Source organism: Bacillus nitroreducens (assembly GCF_964021195.1).
Genome location: NZ_CAXHYI020000003.1, coordinates 2621968 through 2642652, shown reverse-complemented (window position 1 = coordinate 2642652; position 20685 = coordinate 2621968). Strand labels below are relative to the sequence as shown.

At 38.1% G+C, this 20685-nt stretch carries 24 protein-coding genes; 6 read left to right on the top strand and 18 right to left on the bottom strand.

Translation table 11 applies throughout. The annotated features are described in order from the left end of the window. Positions 1-17 precede the first annotated feature (17 nt). The 8 genes from deoB to ACWPVE_RS16640 form a co-directional block, all read right to left on the bottom strand. On the bottom strand, positions 18-1211 hold the full coding sequence (deoB, locus tag ACWPVE_RS16675; protein ID WP_453995266.1) for a phosphopentomutase: 1194 nt from the start codon (positions 1209-1211) through the stop codon (positions 18-20). A gap of 229 nt (positions 1212-1440) precedes the next feature. Further along, positions 1441-2331 carry a site-specific tyrosine recombinase XerD gene (xerD, locus tag ACWPVE_RS16670; protein WP_453995264.1) on the bottom strand — a complete coding sequence of 297 codons (891 nt, stop codon included), beginning with the start codon at positions 2329-2331 and terminating at the stop codon, positions 1441-1443. Positions 2332-2337: 6 nt separating this feature from the next. Then, positions 2338-2565 carry a YqzK family protein gene (locus tag ACWPVE_RS16665; protein ID WP_453995262.1) on the bottom strand — a complete coding sequence of 76 codons (228 nt, stop codon included), beginning with the start codon at positions 2563-2565 and terminating at the stop codon, positions 2338-2340. Between the two features lie 172 nt (positions 2566-2737). Next, a complete protein-coding gene (gene fur, locus ACWPVE_RS16660) occupies positions 2738-3208 on the bottom strand; it encodes a ferric iron uptake transcriptional regulator (RefSeq protein WP_453995260.1) in 471 nt (156 codons plus the stop codon). Between the two features lie 131 nt (positions 3209-3339). Next, entirely contained in the window at positions 3340-3987 is a 648-nt protein-coding gene (spoIIM, locus tag ACWPVE_RS16655) for a stage II sporulation protein M (protein ID WP_453995258.1), read from the bottom strand. A gap of 642 nt (positions 3988-4629) precedes the next feature. Next, positions 4630-5955: a group II intron reverse transcriptase/maturase gene (ltrA, locus tag ACWPVE_RS16650; RefSeq protein ID WP_453990916.1), complete on the bottom strand. Its 1326-nt coding sequence runs from the start codon at positions 5953-5955 to the stop codon at positions 4630-4632. Between the two features lie 726 nt (positions 5956-6681). Beyond that, on the bottom strand, positions 6682-7851 hold the full coding sequence (locus tag ACWPVE_RS16645; protein WP_453995256.1) for an endonuclease Q family protein: 1170 nt from the start codon (positions 7849-7851) through the stop codon (positions 6682-6684). A gap of 6 nt (positions 7852-7857) precedes the next feature. Continuing rightward, positions 7858-8409 carry an NUDIX domain-containing protein gene (locus tag ACWPVE_RS16640; RefSeq protein ID WP_453995254.1) on the bottom strand — a complete coding sequence of 184 codons (552 nt, stop codon included), beginning with the start codon at positions 8407-8409 and terminating at the stop codon, positions 7858-7860. Between the two features lie 89 nt (positions 8410-8498). Here ACWPVE_RS16640 and mciZ point away from each other — a divergent pair, with 89 nt between their 5' ends. Then, complete coding sequence (gene mciZ / locus ACWPVE_RS16635) at positions 8499-8642, top strand: Z-ring formation inhibitor MciZ (RefSeq protein ID WP_453995252.1); 144 nt, start codon at positions 8499-8501, stop codon at positions 8640-8642. Between the two features lie 33 nt (positions 8643-8675). On the opposite strand, the gene ACWPVE_RS16630 is transcribed toward mciZ, so the two are convergent. From ACWPVE_RS16630 to ACWPVE_RS16620, 3 genes are read right to left on the bottom strand one after another with little or no spacing between them, the layout of a single operon-like run. Beyond that, positions 8676-8861, bottom strand: a complete 186-nt coding sequence (locus ACWPVE_RS16630) for a hypothetical protein (protein WP_453995250.1) — start codon at positions 8859-8861, stop codon at positions 8676-8678. Between the two features lie 38 nt (positions 8862-8899). Continuing rightward, entirely contained in the window at positions 8900-9382 is a 483-nt protein-coding gene (locus ACWPVE_RS16625; protein ID WP_453995248.1) for a hypothetical protein, read from the bottom strand. Beyond that, positions 9382-9588, bottom strand: a complete 207-nt coding sequence (locus ACWPVE_RS16620; RefSeq protein WP_453995246.1) for a helix-turn-helix transcriptional regulator — start codon at positions 9586-9588, stop codon at positions 9382-9384. The genes ACWPVE_RS16625 and ACWPVE_RS16620 overlap by 1 nt, the downstream gene beginning before the upstream one ends. A 216-nt stretch (positions 9589-9804) precedes the next feature. Here ACWPVE_RS16620 and ACWPVE_RS16615 point away from each other — a divergent pair, with 216 nt between their 5' ends. Continuing rightward, positions 9805-10728, top strand: a complete 924-nt coding sequence (locus ACWPVE_RS16615) for an aldo/keto reductase (protein WP_453995242.1) — start codon at positions 9805-9807, stop codon at positions 10726-10728. A gap of 122 nt (positions 10729-10850) precedes the next feature. Here ACWPVE_RS16615 and ACWPVE_RS16610 read toward each other — a convergent pair whose 3' ends face one another. The 4 genes from ACWPVE_RS16610 to ACWPVE_RS16595 form a co-directional block, all read right to left on the bottom strand. Continuing rightward, a complete protein-coding gene (locus ACWPVE_RS16610) occupies positions 10851-11099 on the bottom strand; it encodes a YqkE family protein (protein WP_453995240.1) in 249 nt (82 codons plus the stop codon). Positions 11100-11221: 122 nt separating this feature from the next. After that, entirely contained in the window at positions 11222-11878 is a 657-nt protein-coding gene (locus ACWPVE_RS16605; RefSeq protein WP_453995238.1) for a 3-oxoacid CoA-transferase subunit B, read from the bottom strand. Positions 11879-11891: 13 nt separating this feature from the next. After that, positions 11892-12581: a CoA transferase subunit A gene (locus tag ACWPVE_RS16600; protein ID WP_453995236.1), complete on the bottom strand. Its 690-nt coding sequence runs from the start codon at positions 12579-12581 to the stop codon at positions 11892-11894. A gap of 12 nt (positions 12582-12593) precedes the next feature. Continuing rightward, complete coding sequence (locus ACWPVE_RS16595; RefSeq protein WP_453995234.1) at positions 12594-13781, bottom strand: acetyl-CoA C-acetyltransferase; 1188 nt, start codon at positions 13779-13781, stop codon at positions 12594-12596. 164 nt (positions 13782-13945) lie between these two features. Here ACWPVE_RS16595 and ACWPVE_RS16590 point away from each other — a divergent pair, with 164 nt between their 5' ends. Further along, positions 13946-14836, top strand: coding sequence for a hydroxymethylglutaryl-CoA lyase (locus ACWPVE_RS16590; RefSeq protein ID WP_453995232.1), 891 nt, complete (start codon positions 13946-13948; stop codon positions 14834-14836). 210 nt (positions 14837-15046) lie between these two features. Next, on the top strand, positions 15047-15175 hold the full coding sequence (locus ACWPVE_RS16585; RefSeq protein WP_453995230.1) for a hypothetical protein: 129 nt from the start codon (positions 15047-15049) through the stop codon (positions 15173-15175). Positions 15176-15212: 37 nt separating this feature from the next. On the opposite strand, the gene ACWPVE_RS16580 is transcribed toward ACWPVE_RS16585, so the two are convergent. Next, on the bottom strand, positions 15213-18266 hold the full coding sequence (locus ACWPVE_RS16580) for an efflux RND transporter permease subunit (RefSeq protein ID WP_453995228.1): 3054 nt from the start codon (positions 18264-18266) through the stop codon (positions 15213-15215). 210 nt (positions 18267-18476) lie between these two features. On the opposite strand from ACWPVE_RS16580, the gene ACWPVE_RS16575 reads away from it, so the two are divergent. Continuing rightward, positions 18477-19385, top strand: a complete 909-nt coding sequence (locus ACWPVE_RS16575; protein ID WP_453997600.1) for an alpha/beta hydrolase — start codon at positions 18477-18479, stop codon at positions 19383-19385. 219 nt (positions 19386-19604) lie between these two features. Here the strand turns inward: ACWPVE_RS16575 and ACWPVE_RS16570 are convergent, their stop codons facing one another. After that, positions 19605-19847, bottom strand: coding sequence for a DUF2552 family protein (locus ACWPVE_RS16570; RefSeq protein ID WP_453995226.1), 243 nt, complete (start codon positions 19845-19847; stop codon positions 19605-19607). Next, positions 19831-20175 (bottom strand): iron-sulfur cluster biosynthesis family protein, encoded by a 345-nt coding sequence (locus tag ACWPVE_RS16565; protein WP_453995224.1) that lies wholly within the window; start codon positions 20173-20175, stop codon positions 19831-19833. Before ACWPVE_RS16565 ends, ACWPVE_RS16570 begins: the two co-directional genes overlap by 17 nt. A gap of 158 nt (positions 20176-20333) precedes the next feature. On the opposite strand from ACWPVE_RS16565, the gene ACWPVE_RS16560 reads away from it, so the two are divergent. Continuing rightward, the gene (locus tag ACWPVE_RS16560; RefSeq protein ID WP_453995222.1) at positions 20334-20537 is read left to right on the top strand and encodes a CDGSH iron-sulfur domain-containing protein; all 204 of its coding nucleotides are present in this window, start codon (positions 20334-20336) and stop codon (positions 20535-20537) included. The last annotated feature ends 148 nt before the right edge of the window (positions 20538-20685 follow it).

Genomic DNA, 20685 nt, shown 5'->3' with positions numbered 1-20685 from the left:
TCACCTTTTTATAATACTTATTCTCCATCATGAATTTCAGCAAGAAAGCTTTTTCCATGTTTTGGCAAGGTTACATTAAAATTGTCCGCAACCGTTGCACCTACATCTGCAAAAGTAGACCGTAATGGCAATTCCTTACCGCCGTTCATTTTTTTGTTATACACTAATAATGGTACATATTCACGCGTATGATCTGTTCCAGTATGTGTAGGGTCATTTCCATGATCGGCTGTTATGATTAATAAATCGTCATCCTTAAGTCTTTCAAACACTTCTGGCAGACGCGCATCGTACTCCTCTAGTGCTTTACCGTAGCCTTCTGGGTCTCTACGATGTCCAAACAAAGCATCAAAATCAACAAGATTTAAGAAGCTTAAACCCGTGAAATCCATCTCCAACGTCTGAACTAATTTATCCATTCCATCCATATTAGACTTAGTCCGAAGCGTTTGTGTAACCCCTTCTCCATCGTAAATATCGGATATCTTTCCAATGGCAAGCACATCAAACCCACTATCGCTTAACTCATTCATGACTGTTCGCTCAAATGGCTTTAGGGCATAGTCATGACGGTTTGCCGTTCTTGTGAAATTACCTGGCTCACCAACAAATGGGCGAGCAATGACACGTCCTACCATATACTTTTCATCAAGTGTCAATTCACGGGCAATTTCACATATCTTGTATTGTTCATCAATAGGGACAATATCCTCATGTGCTGCAATTTGTAAAACTGAATCTGCGGAAGTGTAGATAATTAATTTTCCTGTCTTCATATGTTCTTCGCCAAGTTCATCAAGAATTTCTGTGCCTGATGCTGGTTTATTACCTAGAATTCCACGACCCGTCCTTTTTTCGATTTCATCTAGCAATTCTTTCGGAAATCCTTCTGGGAAAACCTTAAATGGTGTTTCTATATGAAGACCCATTATTTCCCAATGTCCTGTCATTGTATCTTTGCCATTTGATGCCTCTTGCATTTTTGTATAATAAGCAAGAGGTTTTTCTTGAACAGGAATTCCTCGAATCTCTCGGATATTGCTTAAACCAAGTTTCGCCATGTTTGGCATATGTAGACCATTCATTTTTTCAGCTATATGTCCTAAAGTATCTGAACCTTCATCACCAAATTTTTTCGCATCAGGTGCCTCTCCGATTCCTACTGAGTCCATAACAATTAAGAAAATGCGTTTGTATGTATAACTAGACATGATGTTACCTCCCAATATATTCTAAAATTTATATTCCCCTACTCGGTTTAACTTACTCAATAATTCCAATATAGGTATTCGTCAGAAGTCTGACAACCCAAATTAGTATAAATTTCATGAGAAAGATATTCAAGTAGAATACAAGATTTTAGGTAAACTTTTTATTATTTGTTACTATTATTTGACGAAAAAAGCTAGACAGTTTAAGTCTAGCAATCTACTAATAACATTACGCTCTTGGATGGTAAGTTTTATACACATCTTTCAGTCGGGTTTTTGTTACGTGCGTATATATTTGAGTTGTTGAAATATCTGCATGGCCAAGCATTTCCTGTACAGCACGTAGGTCCGCACCATTTTCCAACAGATGTGTCGCAAAAGAGTGACGAAGGGTATGTGGTGTTAGCTCTTTTTCAATATGAGCCTCTTTTGCAATCTTCTTCAAATTCTTCCAGAATCCTTGCCTGGTCAACCTGTTGCCATGATGATTGACAAAAATGGCATCTGTTTTCTTCCCTTTTACCAATTGACCACGTCCATCTTCTAAATAGCGAGTCAACGCCTTCGTCGCAACACTACCAAGTGGAACAATTCGTTCCTTATTCCCTTTCCCAATACATCTAATAAATCCCATTGATAAATGAATATCCGCTAAATTTAAGTTTATTAGTTCACTTACGCGAAGTCCTGTCGCATATAAAAGCTCCAACATTGCCTTATCACGGATTCCAAGCGGATTATCCAACTTGGGGGCATCCAAAAGAGCTTCAACTTCTGAGATGTTTAATACTTTTGGTAAAGTGCGTTCTGCTTGTGGCGTTTCAATTTGTTCTGTCGGATCATGATCCGTTACTTTTTCTCGAAACAAAAATTTATGAAAAGAACGAATGGACGCGATATGTCTTGCTAAAGTTCGAGATGAATTTCCTTGTTCTTTTAAATGCTTTAAAAAATGAATCACTTGAATACGATTTACATCATTGAAAGATGAAATTTTTTCCACCTTTGTAACGTAATGAAAATATTTCCTTAAGTCTCTTTCATAAGAATTCACCGTATTGGCTGCTAATCTTCGTTCAACAACTAAATAATGCAGGTAGTCCTTTACTTGGTCTTCCACTGGTCTCTACTCCCCATTTCGGTAAAAAAACAGTAATCTGTCTAACAGACCTGTCTCCTTTTCTTCAATCATAGAGGAAGCTTTAACTGAAGAACCTTCTGGCTCATCATACTTATGATAGTTTTGATATTCCTCATTAACCCATATAATACCATAGTAAAATAAAATCGTGCATCCAGTAAACAAAACAAAAACCTTTACTGTATCGTATACAGTTCGAAACCATTGTCTCATCCGTTATCCTCCTATATGGCAACGCCTTTTTAGCGTTACTATTCATATTAGAAGATATGCCAAATTTACTTGGTTTTATACATGCTTATCCCATTTTCTTCGATTTCATTTTCTTAACTAGTACCTTATGAAAATAAAAAAACCCTTTTCTTAAAAGAAAAAGGGCGGTTAATTAGAGATTATTAGTTTCGTCTTCTTTTACTTTTTTCTCATGACAACGATGACAAATACCGTGGAAAGTTAAACGATGGTCTTTAATAATAAAATTCCAATTCTTTTCAACGATTTTTTCAACGTCTTCTAAAAGGTCCTCTTGAATTTCATCGACTGCACCACATTCAATACATACAAGGTGATGATGGAAATGTGCTGCACCTTCTTGGCGAAGGTCGTATCTTGAGACACCGTCTCCGAAATTTATTTTATCAACAATCTTTAATTCGGTCAGTAATTCAAGTGTCCGATATACAGTTGCTAAGCCGATTTCTGGCGACTTTTCTTTTACAAGGAGGTAAACGTCTTCGGCACTTAAATGATCTTCTTCATGTTCAAGCAGTACCCTAACGGTTGCCTCTCGTTGTGGGGTTAGCTTATAGCTAGACGAATGTAATTGTTTCTTTATACGATCGATCCGATTTTCCATGTAAAACTTTCCCTCCCTCGCCGTTACCTCATTATTATACCAGAAGAAGGGGCCCTGTCAAAATAAAATCATTATAAATAACAATAAATAATTATTATTTAATTATAATTATTATTATTTTATAGATATTATCACTTATTCACAACTTCTATAATTCCTTTCATCAGAACAGGTGAAGCGAATGCCTCCACTGCAGATGCGGTAAGGATTACAAAACTAACCACTACCATCAAAAGTGAATATCGTGTTAATAATTGTAAGATTGGTTCATTCATTCTTTTCATAAATTGCTGACGGATCATTTTCAGTGAGAATGCGACTGCAACTGTCCCAACGACAATAAATGTTGGGATAATTAACAGGTTTTGAGGAAGTACGGAAACAAATGATAAGAGAAAACCACTCCAGCCCATTTGATTAACGAGAAAGCCAACCGTAAATCCAACGACGACCCCTTTTAGAAAAAGTAGGATTAAGATAATTGGCAGACCAATAATAGATATTCCTAATATCCATATAAGTCCTACATATTTAAGGTTATGAAGAAGGCTTTGTTTAAACATATCGGTTGAGTGTGCATAGGTTCCTTCAGAAACTTCTCCAAAAAAACGACTTAAGTAGAAAAAGAGATCTTCTTTCTGAATTGGATTTAGACTGTTTACAACAATCGCCCCAAAGATTACCCCCATCAGGAATAGTACAGAAATAAACAAATATATAGATGAATGTTCACGAAAATGACTAATGACAATCGCTTTATATGGCCGTTGCTTTCTCATCTATTGTTACCTCCTATTAATCTTCTAATAGATTCTATGAGGACAAATAGACTTCTATGACAACTTGTGAAAAACTATTTCTAGCAAACTGCAAAAAGGCAAAAGCATTCCAGCCCCGTTTCAAACGGGCTCACTTAACTTTCGCACCAGGTATAAGAATGGATTATGTATAATTGTCCATTTATATGATATATACTGATTACTTATTGGGTATCTGGGTTACTCCTTTTTTTCAGATTTCAACTTAGATCTTAGATTTAGTAATAACTCGTATCCAAAAGCTACTATTAATCCGCTCCAAAAAATGACGAACGAAGATAAAGGCTCACTTCCAGACAAGAAAAAATAAATATAATTCGTGAACAATAGGATCAGAAAAGTATAGAAACCAAGTATTGCTCCTTTTCTCCAATTGTTATGCTCGATTTTAGACATCTTTCTCCACAATTTCATATTTACCCTCCACACCAAACTTGCCTTCTATTTCTTCTATTATTGTACTTTTGTCGACCTATTAAAACTCTATCATTATTTCCATCATACAACTATTTTTTTTCCACTAAATAGAGTAGGCGCATGAATTTATTCATGCGCCTCTCACAGATCCGTACGTGCGGGTCATCGCATACGGCTCCTCCATGATTATCCCCGTTGGGGATGATGTTCATTGTAAATATCCACTAAAGATATGAGACCAATTTCTTTAAACCATTCATTTGGAAGTGCTACATGCACTGGGGTAGACATAGAACTTCTCCAAGCATACATGCGCAACTGTGGAAGTTCTCCTTTCCACTTTCTTCTTCGTAGTTCTCTGTGCAATTTTCTTATCTTTCGCCAGCTCCTCAATTGAACGGACCGTAGTCTCCTCCGAATCCACTTGTCAAACTCCGTAAATAGAGTCTTGGAATGCCAGTATCCGAAGTAGTTAGCCCAGCCACGCAGGTATGGATTAAGTTTCTCTTTAATTAGCTTCTCCATGTTTATTGTTTGATTTCGCTTTGTAATTTCCTTTACCTTATTCTTAAATTTCTTTATCGATTTTTCTGACGGCTTAACCCAATAACCTTGTTTAAATTCATATCCTAAGAATACAAAGGATTCTTTCATATTATCAACAATCTTAGTCTTTTCAGGATGTACAGTTAAACCGAGTTTTTGTTCAAGAAATCGAGTAACGGATTTAAGTACTCTTTCTGCACCCTTTTGTGATTTACAACAGATGACGAAGTCGTCTGCATATCTCGTAATGCGATGTCCACGCTCCGTCATTAATTCATCTAACGGATGCAAGTATATGTTCGCAAGAAGCGGACTAATAACACCACCTTGCGGAGTACCTTTTTCATTTAAGTGGAAACTTCCACCTTCCATGATTCCTGCTTGGAGGAAACTCTCAAGTAGTCCAATGACACTTCCATCCACTATTTCTTCTCTAACCAGTGACATTAGTTTGTCATGTGGAATTGTGTCGAAGTATGATTTTAGGTCTGCATCAATTACATACACATAACCATCCAATAAATCCTTTCGGATTTTATCCAATGCCATATGTGCACTTCGGTTCGGTCGAAAACCAAAACTACAATCAAGAAATTTAGCTTCAAAGATTGGCTCTATTATTCTGCGTACAGAAGCCTGTACTATTCGGTCTCTCACGGTTGGGATACCTAGAGGTCTTTTTGAACCATCAGCCTTTGGAATATATACTCGTTTCACTGGTCTCGGCTTATATGTCTTATCTCGTAATTCACGTTGAAGGATTTGTACATTATCCTCCACACCAAATTCAAAAGCCTTAATTGTTACTCCATCTATCCCTGCGGCACCTCGATTTCTTTTAACCTCTTTAAAGGCTTCCTCCATGTTTGGCATTGCCCATATTTTATCTATAAGACTATACCACTTTCTCTTTTGTGGAATCCTTACTCCCTCACGAAAACCTTGTTTGCCTTCTTTTCCGTTCATGTTCCGTATCTTTCCTTTCAGTCTGATGATTGACTAGCCCAATTTCCGCAATATCAACAGGTCCACAAAGTACTGCGCCCCCATACGGTCTACCCTTCTGTTCGACCCCGATTCTATGGATTTGTCCTATCGGTTTCTGTATGGACATGACGTATTCTAAGATAACTCGGTTTTTTTCTTCCATGGACAGACGGGCTTCGCATAGAGTCCCTACCTTTTGGGTTAAGGCTCCTCTTAATAACTTGTATTAAGTCACTCACCATTGCGACCTTTCCGGTAAGCTTCTTCACTACTATCCCCTGCTCTGACTTCTCACCATTCATAATCTTATCTTATCCATCACGGACTTGAATAAGGGTTACCGTATTTCGGAAACGATGAGACCTCCTTGGGTCACGACATCGGGCTTTCACCTGAATCCAGTCCTCTTAACTAACAGAGCCCTCTTGTGGCTTTGGACACTCCCTTCTTTTGCAGGGTTATCCGACTCTGCCAGCCAACATGGTTAGATTGTCACCTGTTCCAGGTTTTGCCTTCAAGTCCTCTGCACATTGCCTCACGGCAATGCACTACTTGTCAGCTATACACTTCCGCCACTACGGTGTGTTCAGGACTTTCACCTGTTAGTCCGATGCGCTGCCAAGCGCACAAAAGCCTATCAAATTAGATAAAATTTGATAGGCTAGCATATGATTCATGATTTAGTATATATATTTTGCAAACACCTTATTCGGAGTCTACTTTACCGTATTTTCCTCCACCACCTGATTGAAAGCGAAGTTTTCCATTTCGGGCTTGAATGATTATATCCACAATAGGGCCCTTAACTACCCTTCTTAGCTCATCTTCTGGTACTTCGTGAAGGATAGCCATCTCTGTTTTAAAATAATCTCTCAGTTTTTGTAAGGTTTTCGGTCCTAGGCCTGGAATAAATTCTAGTGGTACCTGATGGACGTATGGTGGCCGATTTGGATTGGTCTCGTCACTTGTTTTTAACTCCTGTAATCGATCATATACACCTTTTACAAAACCTTTATGGCTACAATTGGGACAGACTTCTACCGTTACATCCTCAATAATTGTTAGACATTTTTCACAGGTCGTTTTATGATATTTTCCCAATAATGGGTCCAACCCGAAATTCGAAACAACCTCTCTTCCATCTTTTTGATGGAGCGCGAGGCGAAGCTCTTCAAATGTAGGTTCCTGCATTTTGATGATTTGATACTCTCTTGCAATTTTCGGCAATGAATGGGCATCTGAATTAGAAACAAAAGTGAAAGAGTGTAACTCCTTAATCTGGTCTGCCATATCCGTATTCGAGCTTAAACCAAGTTCAATCGCATCGATGAGTGTTTTATCGAAAACTTCTGTTAGCGACTGTTTCACACCACGACCATACATACTTTTATATGGTGTAAAAACATGAGCAGGTATGAAAATCCCATTCAATTCTCTAACCTTTTCTTGCAATTCCCTTCCGCTAACGTAAATTCGTTGTGAACTTAAGGTAATATTTTTCATTCTTTTAGATAGCCAAGTGGAGAAAATCTTCATTTTTTCAATCGTTGGCATAAAGGCTAGAACATGAATTGGGCCTTTACAATTGTCATCATAAATTTCGAGTTCACTTCCCAAAATCAGTGTAACATTTTTAAACCGTAATCCCCCTTCTTCATAGGGATAGACCTCTCCAATGTGAATCAATCTCTCAAGCTCACCAATCACTTCTGGAACATGACAATCGATTACACCAATCATGTCCATTCCTTTAATCTCAGTTGATTCCTGAAGGATATTCTCAATCGTAAGAGTCTTGGCACCAGTAATTTTTACTGGTTTGCCTGAATTTGTTCTTCCAATATGGATATGTAGGTCTACATAATAATTATTCATCGCAGCTTATTCTCCTAAAGCTTGTTGTAATTGCAAGTACTGAACAGCATAAGCCGTTTTTGCATCATAAATTTTCTTTTCTTTGATGTATTCTTGGGCTTCCCCTAAAGAAATCTCCAAAACATCTACAAATTCATCCTCATCAAGCTCTGCGGGGTTTTCAAGTTTTTTTAATCCTTTAGCAATATAAACATGAACAAGTTCATCTGCAAAGCCTGGTGAAGTATAAAAAGAAATTAATGGGGTTAGTGTTTCACAAGCATAACCCGTTTCTTCTTCTAATTCCCTTTTGGCTGTTACCTCAGGCTGCTCTCCTTTTTCTAGCTTGCCTGCAGGAATTTCTACAATGACCTTATCTAAGGCTTTTCGATATTGTTGTACCATTACAAGTTTATTTTCATCTGTCAACGCTAGAACTGCAACAGCACCTGGATGCTTTATGAGCTCTCTTTTACTAGTATGTCCATTCGGTAATTCTACCTCTTCTATATGTAAATCAATGATTCTCCCTTCAAAAACAACTTCTCTACTTATTGTCTTTTCTCGTAAATGATCCATCAATTCCAGCTCCTTGTTCTACGAAATCTAAGTACCTCATACATTTTAGCATAGTTTTCTTTCTAAATTTCATACTGTGGGGGATTATGATGAAAATTGTGATAGGTGAAAATCGGGTGGTAATGGTGGGAAAGGCATGGGAAATTCGTACAATACTTAAAGATTACAGCCGCTCATTTGAAACGGTTCAGGAATGGATTAACCAGGGGAAGAATGCAAGCAACGATAAATAAAAAGCCAGGGTATTGTCCCTGGCATTCAATAGGTTATTGCTTTTTCATAATACCCGCTTCTTGAAGCTTCGCTAATAGCTTGTTAAAATCTGCTACTAGTTCAGGCAGTGTTGTTGCAGTTGAGTCCGCTTGGTGGTCTATTTGAAAACTAACCTCATCGGGTTGAATTTTTACAATTGTACCTAATCCTGGTATTAACTTTTTAGCCTCTTGTGACATTCGTTTCACCTCCTTATTGTGATTGAACAACCCCAAACTTAATCCTCAGCGCTTCTTGCAGGAGTTAAGGCACTAATTATCCCAATGATATTTGGTGGTATGCTAGCAAGCAGAAATAACCAGTTGTCAGTGATGATTGATAAGACTGTAAAGAGAATAAGGGACACTGCCACAATGGAAATTCCTAATTTAACCCTAGAAGGTTTCAATGGTTCTGACATATTCATATTGATAGACATAATCACACCTGTGATCGCCCAACTTGCCAGATGAACCATCATAATGACACCCAGAACCATCGCTGCATTGAGTTCAATTCCAAACATGATTAAAGAAAATAAAACATAGAGTGATGCAAGTGTAAAGAACCAAGAAATAGCTCGAGCCTTTTGCCATATATGTTCATGCAGTTCATCCAACCCACGCTGTTTTTTAGCCATACGTCGTCCAAACCACCAGCCTAATATACCGAGTACAGCGCCTCCATATAAACCAATCATTCCAGCTATTTGTACCTCCATTATTCCTCTCCCCTTTCTTCAAATATAAAGACCTCTTCGATAATGCAATTAAATACTTTGGAAATGTTGTATGCCAGTTCGAGTGATGGGTTATATTTTCCAGATTCGATTGCAATAATTGATTGTCTCGAAACGCCTACCTTTATTGCTAATTCCTCTTGTGTCATCTTCCTGGCTTTGCGTAAGTCTTTGATTCGGTTTTTCATCATTACCTCACCTTTTTTGTAAAGCTGCCTTTACATTCATTTGTAAGTAAAGCTTACTTTACATTCATCCGAATGTCAAGGGCGCTTTACATATTTACCAATAAATTTTTTTATCACAAAGGCATTGCTTACACAACTACATATCATTTGTGGTTCATACATGAAAAGGCTAGAATGTAACTAGAACTAGTAAGGACTTGAATTGGAGGGGATTGCATGGATAAAAGAAGAATCGGCACTTCAGATTTATTTGTAAGTAAAATTGGATTAGGTTGTATGTCGTTCGGATCAGAAGAAAAAAAGGCGCTGCAAATTATTGATGCGGCGGTTGATATGGGAATTAATTATTTGGATACGGCCGATTTATATGACCAAGGACTAAATGAAGAATTTGTTGGAAAAGCCATCAAGCAAAAAAGACAAGATATCATTCTAGCCACAAAAGTAGGGAACCGTTTCGAAAAAGGAAAAGAAGGTTGGTCCTGGGACCCATCAAAAAAATACATAAAATCTGCTGTTAAAGATAGTCTAAGACGCTTGCAAACTGACTATATTGATCTCTACCAACTTCACGGAGGAACAATTGAGGATAATATCGATGAGACGATTGAAGCATTCGAGGAATTAAAACAGGAAGGTGTGATCCGTTATTATGGAATCTCCTCCATCCGCCCGAACGTTATACGAGAATTTGTGAAAAATTCCTCTATCGTAAGCGTCATGATGCAGTACAGTATATTAGATCGACGTCCTGAGGAGGAAGTATTTTCCTTTTTAAAAGAACATAAGGTAAGTGTTGTGACACGAGGACCAGTGGCAAAAGGTCTACTTACAAATCGTCCGATAGAGGATGCTAGCTTAGGTATCAAACAAAATGGATATCTGGATTATTCATTTAAGGAACTACAAGTAGCCATCTCTACTATTAAATCGGAAGTTGCGCCTGAACGTTCATTAACTGAAATTGCACTGCAATATTGTCTTTACGAAGAAGCCGTTGCTTCTGTTGTAACAGGTGCAAGCAGCGTTCAACAAATAGAAAAAAATGTGGAAGCTGTTAATTCAAAACCATTAACAAACCAACAAATTCAAAAAATACGTGAACTTACAAAAGCTTCTGTTTACGCTCAGCATAGATAAAGGAATGTTCTCGTGCTAAAAATAATAAATTCGAATGAGAACAAGTAAATAAAACAGTTAGGACTGTATGTCCATATATTTAAACAACAAAATCCCCCACAAATTGCCTGTGGGGGATTACATTATTTGAAATCAGACCATTTAAGGTCGCTTTCGCTTAAAAGCTCCTCAAATGACTTATTTTTTTCACGTTGTCTTCGTTCTTCTCTTTGCCTTTCAAGCTCTTCTTCTTGTTTCTTTTGTTCTTGGGCCTTTAGCTGCTGTTGTGTATGCTTCAGTTTTGAAACAATATCCTCATTCAATAAATCTCCGAGGCTTACCTTTTCCTCTTTCTGCTTTTTAACAGATGGCTTTTGTTTCTTTTTAGCCATAGTATTCCCTCCATACATAAACCATTTGCTACAATATTATAGCATAAAGTAAAATATACTGCGGTGTCTATAGGGATAAAAAGGCGAATAACCGCGCATTTAGTCATTCGCCATAAGATACTTTAGTATGCATCTAAAACAACGTCATCCTCAATTAATAGGGCTGGCTCTGTTGAGTTTTTTATATCTTCAATGGTAAAGCCTTTTGCCACTTCTATTAATTTTAAACCATTCTTTTCCACATCAATGACAGCTCGATCCGTAATAATTCGATTCACTACCCCTTTTCCAGTTAGAGGAAGCGTACATGTTTTTAAAATTTTTGCTTGCCCTTTTTTATTGACATGGTCCATAATCACAATGATTTTCTGTGCACCATGTACTAGGTCCATGGCTCCCCCCATTCCTTTAATCATTTTTCCTGGAATCATCCAGTTGGCAAGGTCACCTGTCTCTGAAACTTCCATTCCACCGAGTATAGCTATATTGATATGTCCACCACGAATCATCCCGAATGATTCAGAACTATCAAAGTAAGCAGCACCTGGAATGGCCGTAACTGTTTCTTTCCCAGCATTGATCAAATCAGGGTCTACATCTGCTTCAGTTGGATAGGGTCCAATCCCTAGTAACCCATTCTCAGACTGGAGAACGACTTGTTTATTAGAAGATATATAGTTTGCAACAAGGGTAGGCATACCAATTCCAAGATTCACATAAAAGCCATTTTGAATTTCCTTTTCAGCCCGCTTCGCAATCTTTTCTCTCGTATTTGTCATAAGCCTCTCCCTCCTATTTTGCTAATGTTAGCCGCTCAATTCGTTTCTGTTGTTTACCTACAATCAATCCTTGTACGTAGATACTCGGTGTATGAATCATATTTGGGTCTAATTCGCCGATTTCATATAACTCCTCAACTTCAGCAATTGTCACTTTCCCCGCTGTTGCTATAATCGGATTAAAATTACGTGCCGTCTTGTTATAGATTAAGTTCCCCATCTTATCAGCTTTTTGGGCACGAACAAGACTAAAGTCAGCAACAAATGCTTCTTCTAGCACATATTCTTTTCCGTTAAACACACGGGTTTCTTTACCTTCAGCTATAGGTGTTCCAACTCCTGCAGGTGTGTAAAATGCTGGAATCCCAGCTCCTCCTGCGCGAATTTTTTCAGCCAATGTTCCCTGTGGCACAAGTTCAACTTCAAGCTCTCCAGATAAGGCTTGTCGTTCAAATTCCTTATTTTCCCCAACATATGAACCTATCATTTTAGAAATCTGTTTGTTTTGTAAAAGCAAGCCAAGTCCCCAATCATCAATCCCGCAATTATTTGAAATAACGGTTAGGTTTTTTATTCCAGACTCAGCTAATGCTAAGATTAAGTTTTCTGGGATTCCACATAAACCAAATCCACCAACCATAATCGTTGAGCCGTCCTTAATTTCCTTCACAGCTTCCTGAAACGAAGAATATATTGGTTTCATCTGCACACCCCACTATTCAATATTTTCAACAATTGTCGCCACACCTTGCCCCCCACCAATACATAGGGTAGCTAAGCCGTAACGGTCCTTCCGACGCTTTAATTCATGTATAAGTGTGACAAGAATTCTCGCGCCACTTGCCCCGATTGGGTGTCCTAAAGCTATGGCTCCACCATTTACATTTAAAATATCATGGTTAAAATGAAGTTCACGGTCAACTGCAATTGATTGAGCAGCGAATGCTTCATTCGCCTCAATTAAATTCATATCATTTACTGTTAAACCGCTCTTTTCCATCGCCTTCTTCACGGCAGTAACTGGTCCAATCCCCATAATACTTGGATCTACCCCTGCACTCGCATTTGCTTTAATGGTCACTAAACCTTTTATACCTAGCTCATCCGCCATTTTTTTGCTCATTACTACGAATGCAGCAGCACCATCATTAATACCAGAAGCATTACCTGCTGTTACGGATCCATCCTTCTTAAATGCAGGACGTAAAGTACCTAATTTTTCAACAGTCGTGCCTTCTTTAGGGTATTCATCTGTATCAAAGACAATGCTTTCTTTTTTACGTTGCGGAATTTCAACAGGAACAATTTCTTCCTTAAACCTTCCAGCTTTTATGGCAGCAATTGCCCTCTCCTGACTGCGGGCTGAAAAACGATCCTGCTCTTGTCTTGTAATCTCATATTTATCACATAGATTTTCAGCTGTTACTCCCATATGGTAATCATTGAAAGCACACCATAATCCATCAGAAATCATACTATCAATTAGCTTTTGATCACCCATTTTAAATCCATTACGCGCACCTTTTAATAGATAAGGTGCCTGACTCATGTTCTCCATTCCACCAGCCACTACAACATGAGCATCACCAGCTAAAATAGCTTGAGTGGCTAAGTGCACTGTTTTTAATCCTGAACCACACACCTTATTAATCGTCATAGCAGGAGTTTCTTGTTGCAGTCCAGCTTTTATGGCAGCCTGTCTAGCAGGATTTTGGCCAACTCCAGCTTGTAAAACATTCCCCATGATAACTTCATCTACAAGTGTTGGATCCACTCCAGCCTTTTCTAAAGCACCTTTAATGACCACAGCTCCTAATTCAGGAGCCGAAACAGATTGCAAACTCCCTCCGAAACTACCAATCGCTGTTCTGACAGCGCTTACAATAACAACTTCATTCCCCATTCTTACATCTCCTTACGTACAGTTATTATGTATTCACTACCATATATATTTCGATGAATTTTACGAAATACCTCTTAATTTGTCCAAATTCCTATTATTCTTGCTTTTCGCAAAATAATTCAAATAGAATAAGAATAACAAAATGTTTTACTGGAGGGCTGTCCATGCAATTACCTGAACAGGTCACGATTATTGAAGTAGGGCCAAGGGACGGGTTACAAAACGAAAAGAGTCTTATTCCAACGGAAACTAAAATTAATTTTATTCAAAAATTAAAACAGGCGGGCCTGCAAGAAATGGAACTAACCTCATTTGTTTCGCCAAAGTGGGTCCCACAAATGAAGGATGCAGAAACAATCCTCACTACTTGTCTTGATGGAACACGAAATATTGTTCTAGCTCCAAATCGTAAAGGAATTGAAAGACTGTATAAAACAAATTGTAAAGCTGTTGCAGTGTTTGTTGGGGTGAGTGATACCTTCAATCGAAAAAATATCAATAAATCAACATCTGAAAGCTTGAAAGAACTAAAGCCCCTCATAAAAGAATTAAAAGCAAGAGAATACTTTGTACGTGCCTGTATCTCCACCTCATTTTACTGTCCCTATGAGGGTAAAGTGGATGAAGAGGCCGTGCTAAATCTATGTTCAAGTTTTGTTCAGTATGGAGTCGATGAATTAAGTGTGGCGGATACAATTGGAAAGGCTAATCCCAAAGAGGTCTTCTCCCTTTTTTCAAAGCTGAAAAAAGAACTGCCGAACGTGCTTTTGACAGCTCATTTCCACGATACCCGTGGCATGGCTCTTGCGAATATAGTCGCAGTTCTTCAGGCTGGGATTGACCGCTTTGACACTTCTGCAGGAGGATTAGGTGGTTGTCCATTTGCTCCTGGCGCAACTGGGAATGTTGCTACGGAAGATGTCGTGTATATGCTTGAGAAAATGGGAATTCCAACAGGCGTGGACCTTTCAAAACTTGTGAAGGCTTTGGATGTAATCAAGCCACATCTTTCTCGGCCGATTGAAAGTAAATATTATCGGTTACAGTCTGAATAATCCGTTTACTAACTCCACATCCTATCCATGAAATAATACATAGGGTTCAGAAAGTCGACAAATCTGAAGTAAGAAAGGTATCGAACTTGAGACTTAAGGATTGAAGCGTGTACAATTAATACGCGAGAGCCGTAAGAGAACGAGTCCACAAATAATCGTAGCTTTTTTGGTGACTTTTTGAACATCCTATAGGAAATGGAGTTGTTACCATTGGCGAAACGTGACAAAGGTCGTTCCCAAAAAGGGAAACCGAATGCCGACACGACAAATAATACAATGGCTGCAGAAGAAATGGAAAAAGCCGTACACCCGACAAACCGCCAAAATTCAGAGCAATAAAACATCCCCTGGTACAACTAAGTACCAGGGGATGTTTTTAGATTTTAGGAACGGTTTCTACCTTAATCCCAGCTTTTGCTTCTGCCTCCTTTCTCACTTTACGGGTTGTAACTGTCCGAGAAAACAACCGATAAACTGCTGGAATTAACAATAATGTAATAAGGGTTGCAAATGTAAGTCCTGAGATGATAACTGTGGCCATTGGTGCCTGATAATTTCCAGATGCTCCTGATTCAAGAGCTAACGGAAGCATCCCACCAACTGTCGTTAATGTTGTCATAAAGATCGGGCGAATTCGATCAATTCCCGCTCCGATTAGCGCCTCTTCAACCGAGTATCCTTCCTTCCTGAGCTGATTTGTTCTGTCAACGAGCAGTATTGCGTTATTTAGTACAATACCCACTAACATGATAATTCCCATTCCCGATATGAGGTTTAATTCCATTTGAGTGATAAATAATCCCAAAATAATCCCAATGATGGTGATTGGAATGACAGACATGACAATCAATGGATGACCAAGATGATTAAATTGAATAGCCATGACCATATAAACTAGGAAGATCGCTATGGCAAACACAAACAACATCTCCATCATGAGTTCCTGTTGCTGCTCTAAATCACCTCCTGTTGAGAGAGTATACCCGGTTGGCACTTCGAATCCATTCATTGCTTTTTGAATGTCACGATTTACTGCACCAAGATCACGATCTTTAATATCCGCAGAAATGGTAACAAGTCTCTCTCCATTCGAGTGAATGATTTCGTTGGGGGATTGAACACTCTTCAGTTCTATATAAGTAGAAAGTGGCTTTTCCTCACCGTTTACATTCAATTTCATCTCGAGTAAATCTTCTTTTGATGCTGGTATTTTGGTCCAACTAAGCCTTACAGGAATGGTTTCTCCCTGATTTTGCAACGAACCAACTGGCATTTGAATAAAGGATTCCTCCATAAACTGTTTGATTTGTGCAGGATGCAAGCCTGCCTTTTCTATTTCTTTTTCCTTTAAAATAACTTGTTGTTCTTCAGACGTTCTTGCATTTGTACTAGAAATCGCTGAAATACCTTCTATTTTGTTAAGCTCATCTATAAATTGGGTTGAAATTTCTTGAAGTTGATCAAAATCTTCTCCTTTAATATTGACTTGAACGGGATATCCTCCCCCGCCTTCCATAACACTTTGCACACCTAAAACAGGGTGTTCCTTCTGCATTTCTCTTATTGTATCTAGTATATTTTCATTTACTTCCTTTTGTTCAAGCGTTATTTGATCCCCTTTCGTCATATTTATAATAATGTAAGCCATGTTTCCATTGTCCATTACGTAATTGGTCTCTACATCCTGAACTTCTTGTAGTCTTTCATTTATTTCATTAATCATACTCTGTTTTTCTTCAATCGAAAGTCCTGGTTCTAGCTCTACTGCAAGTTCTGCATAGCGATTTAACATATCAGGCATAATTGTCATTGGTACTTTAGTTACAAGAAACAGGGAACCGACAAGCATCAATAGAAACAAAGAGATAACGGCAAAGCTGTTTCGTTTCTTTTTAATGACCCAAGCCACAAGATTTCGATAACCATTCATTAAGAGCGGTTCTTTTTTTGATTTCGTTGTTTTTCTAAGCCTTAAAAAATTCTCGGAAAGTGTTGGGATCAGTGTGAATGCAATCACAACTGAACTGATTAACGTAATGGCCACTACAGCCGAGAGCATAATGACAAATTTGCCCATCTCACCACCGATTAAACCAATCGGCAGAAAAACAACAATTGTTGTCAGCATCGATGCAATAACAGCAGATGCAACTTCTTTTGTCCCTTTGATAACCGCGTCAAATTTTTCAAATCCTTGTTCTTTCTTTTTATAGATGGCTTCTAGGATGACAATCGAAGAATCTACCATCATTCCAATCCCTAACCCGAGTCCAAGTAGTGTTAGCATATTAAAACTATAATCAAATAACCACATTACGATAAAGGTCAATAGCACAGATGAGGGAATGGATAAACCAATAATAAAAGTCGCCCTCATGTTTCGTAAAAAGAGTAATAAAATAACTATCGCAATGACTCCACCGATTAAAATATTGTCCTTCACACCATCAATCGATTCACTCACATAATCGGCTTGGGCTACTACCTCGTTTAATTCATAACCCTTTACTAAATTTTCATTTTTTATTTTCTCGACTTCTGCCAGTACTGCTTTCGCCATCTCAATTTGGGTTACATTCGAAACGCGACCAACCTGGACCAAAATAAAGTCCTGTGAACCGTTTTTCCATACAAATGAGTGGTTTTCAAGAGGCTTTATCGTGATATCTGCAATTTCCTTTAACAATATAGATCCTTCTTGCGTTGGGATTGAAATATTCTCGACATCTGTTACATTATCGATCTTCGCATTCCATCTCAAGGAAGGCGAATCCTTTTCACTCTGTAATTCACCAATTGTCGCCTCACTACTAGACTCCTGGATTGCTGCAATTACTTCTGTAATCGTTAGATGATGCTCACGTATTTTTTCACGTTCTACATTGATCGCAACCTCTTGTTCCTCAACACCTACAAGTGATACGTCCCTGACTTCAGGTAAGGCTTCTAGTCTTGGTTCTAAAATATCTTTTGCAAATGCAGACATTTCTTCCATTGTCCCACCTGAAATATCCATAAAAAATTCGTAGCTTTGACTTCCACCATATTGACCTGATGCAACATCTGTAACTCCTGGATACTCAGATTTAGCAGATGCAACAATCGCTTCAACCTCTTTATATATTTCTTCTCCTCTTCCAGCTTCAAAGCTTAAAGCCAGAGCAGTTCTACCGATATTCGTGGTTGAATCAATTTCCTCAACACCTTCTATTGCTAAAATACGCTGCTCAAGAGGAGTTGTTATCGTTCTTTCCACTTCAACGGCTGCCATCTCACCCGCATAAATTTCAACATAGGCTCCATCTAGTTTCACAGGTGGCATTAGCTCTTTATCTACTTTTACTAATGAATAGCTTCCAACGACTGCTACTAGAAAAATCAATAATGAAATCATGATTTTCCTTCGTACAATAAATTTCAATATCTTCACATCTCATCTCCTCTTTCCCTAATAGGTAAAATTTAGTATTTTTGTATAAATTAATCATATCCACTTATCGGAAGAAGTATAATGAGCCAGAGATTTATCTTTACCTAAGCCTTAAGTCGTAGGTAAATGATGGTGATTGGATTAAAAAAGGATATAATATAGGAAGCACACTAATCGGAATGTTTGGAAGGAGTGTTTTTCATGAAACGAATGAAAAAAATTTTTATCTTCCTCGGAATTTTAATTGGCTACACGGTTACCATTGGAATGGTTTTTACAAATATTGTAATGTTTATGAAGAAGAAAACAGATGATGAAATTCTTGAACGTGAAACAAAAGAAGGCCGTCTGACTTTAGATGAGGTCCACGCCCTTCAAAAAGAGGACGTATCCATTCACTCCAATTTCGGATATACGATTAAAGGATGGCTGGTGAAAGGTACGGATAAAAACAGATTCATTATCATTTCACACGGTGTGACTCAAAACAAACTGAATTCCATTAAATACATGAAGCTTTTCTTAGAACGCGGTTGGAATGTTCTTTTATATGACCATCGCAGACATGGAGAAACTGGTGGAAAAACTACAAGTTACGGTCATTACGAAAAATTTGATCTTGCATCGGTCGTTTCCTGGATTAAGGAAAAGTATGGAGATGATTGTACACTCGGTATTCACGGAGAATCAATGGGTGCTGTGACAACCCTGCTTTACGCTGGGATGATTGAGGATGGAGCTGATTTTTATATTGTAGATTGTCCATTTTCTGACTTTGAAGCCCAATTGAAATATTTATTAAAAGTGGATTATCGAATTCCTGCTCCACTTGTCCTCCCCTTTGCGAATCTATTTTTAAAACTTCGAGATGGATATAGTATTAAAGATGTTTCTCCAGTTTCTGTCATTCAAAATATTAAAAGTCCCGTTTTATTTATCCATAGTGCAAAGGATGATTATATTTTGCCTGAAATGACAATCGAGCTCTATAACATGAAGGATGGGCCTAAACAAATGCTGATTGCCGAAAAAGGAAAGCATGCTTATTCCTTTGCTGATAACAAGGAAGCCTATGAAAAAGTAATTGATGACTTTATGAAAGAATATGTAGGGGACTGAACGATCAGTCCCTTACATCTTGTAGACAACTACACTCATTTTTATAGGAAGCACTCGTAAGATTCACTTTCTCAGACTGGCTTGAAAACGCTTGGCAGACGAGGCGCGCAGCTGATTGAAGACGCGAATAGAAGTTGTCTTCATGAGCGGACGAGTGAGGCAAGCAACGAAGTATGCGAGCGTTTGTCAACAGTCTGAAAGGGACTGAATGATCAGTCCCTACCCTAGTACATCTGTAATTTCTGTTAAATTCTCATCAATCCAAGATAATGCGAGTTCTATCGTTTCAAATTCCTGAACCTCAAAACTCACCTCATCCTGAAGTAACCAAACATCTTTTTGATCATGATTTACCCCTGCGATGGACCAATGCAAAAGACTATACGGATGATTGTCATGTAAAAAGGAAACCCATGTTTTATCTTCCGCAATATTTCGTATCGTTTTAAGCTTGGAACTCATGTGCACCACTCATTTCTACTAATCGTAAACGTGGATTCAGAATTTGGTTCGGACTCTTTAACATATAACAATTGGCTGTCTCAATAAAATCAATGGTCATCTCTTCGTCTAAGAACACCATTTTTGATTTTTCTACGAGTATAGGCTGATAATTCGTTTCTAGAGTTAGATCATCCTCATCCCCTGAATCTACAAGCCATAATGCAGTTACCCCGCTCATTACACAGCCACAACCATCTGTTTCATATTTTAATTTTAACTGTTTATCTTGATTATGTATGTTTAAGTTTAGTTTTTCAATTGCACGCTCCGTAAATGTTATGTTCATTTCGTTCTCCTCTTTCTTTTGTTTTATGATATTCTAACATATCTCGCTTGCTTCTACATATCATTACAATAATTAAACACTTTATCATGTTTGTATTCTGGTAAATATTACCTTATCATGAATAATAAGACTACACTCTAAGGGAGGTATTTGTTACGGTGTCAAAAGTTACGATTAAAGTAAATGACAATGGTTCATTAAGGATTACTGGTGACGTTGATTTAGTGGATACGGAAGGTAATACGTTCACTACAAAACAAACCTTTTCATTATGCCGATGCGGTCTATCGAATAAGAAACCATTTTGCGATGGTTCCCATAAAGGGAATTTCGAATCAGTTGTGCGTGCACCTAAAGAATAACCTAAGCTTATACCGAATGCCCTATGCATTCGGTTTTCTCATTGAGGGGATAGCTTAGTTCATGTTTTCGGATTAACACGGCAGTAATCCCCCACCGAATGAGTTAACACTTTATGGTACAATATGGGTAAAAGCCTTTTTATGGGGG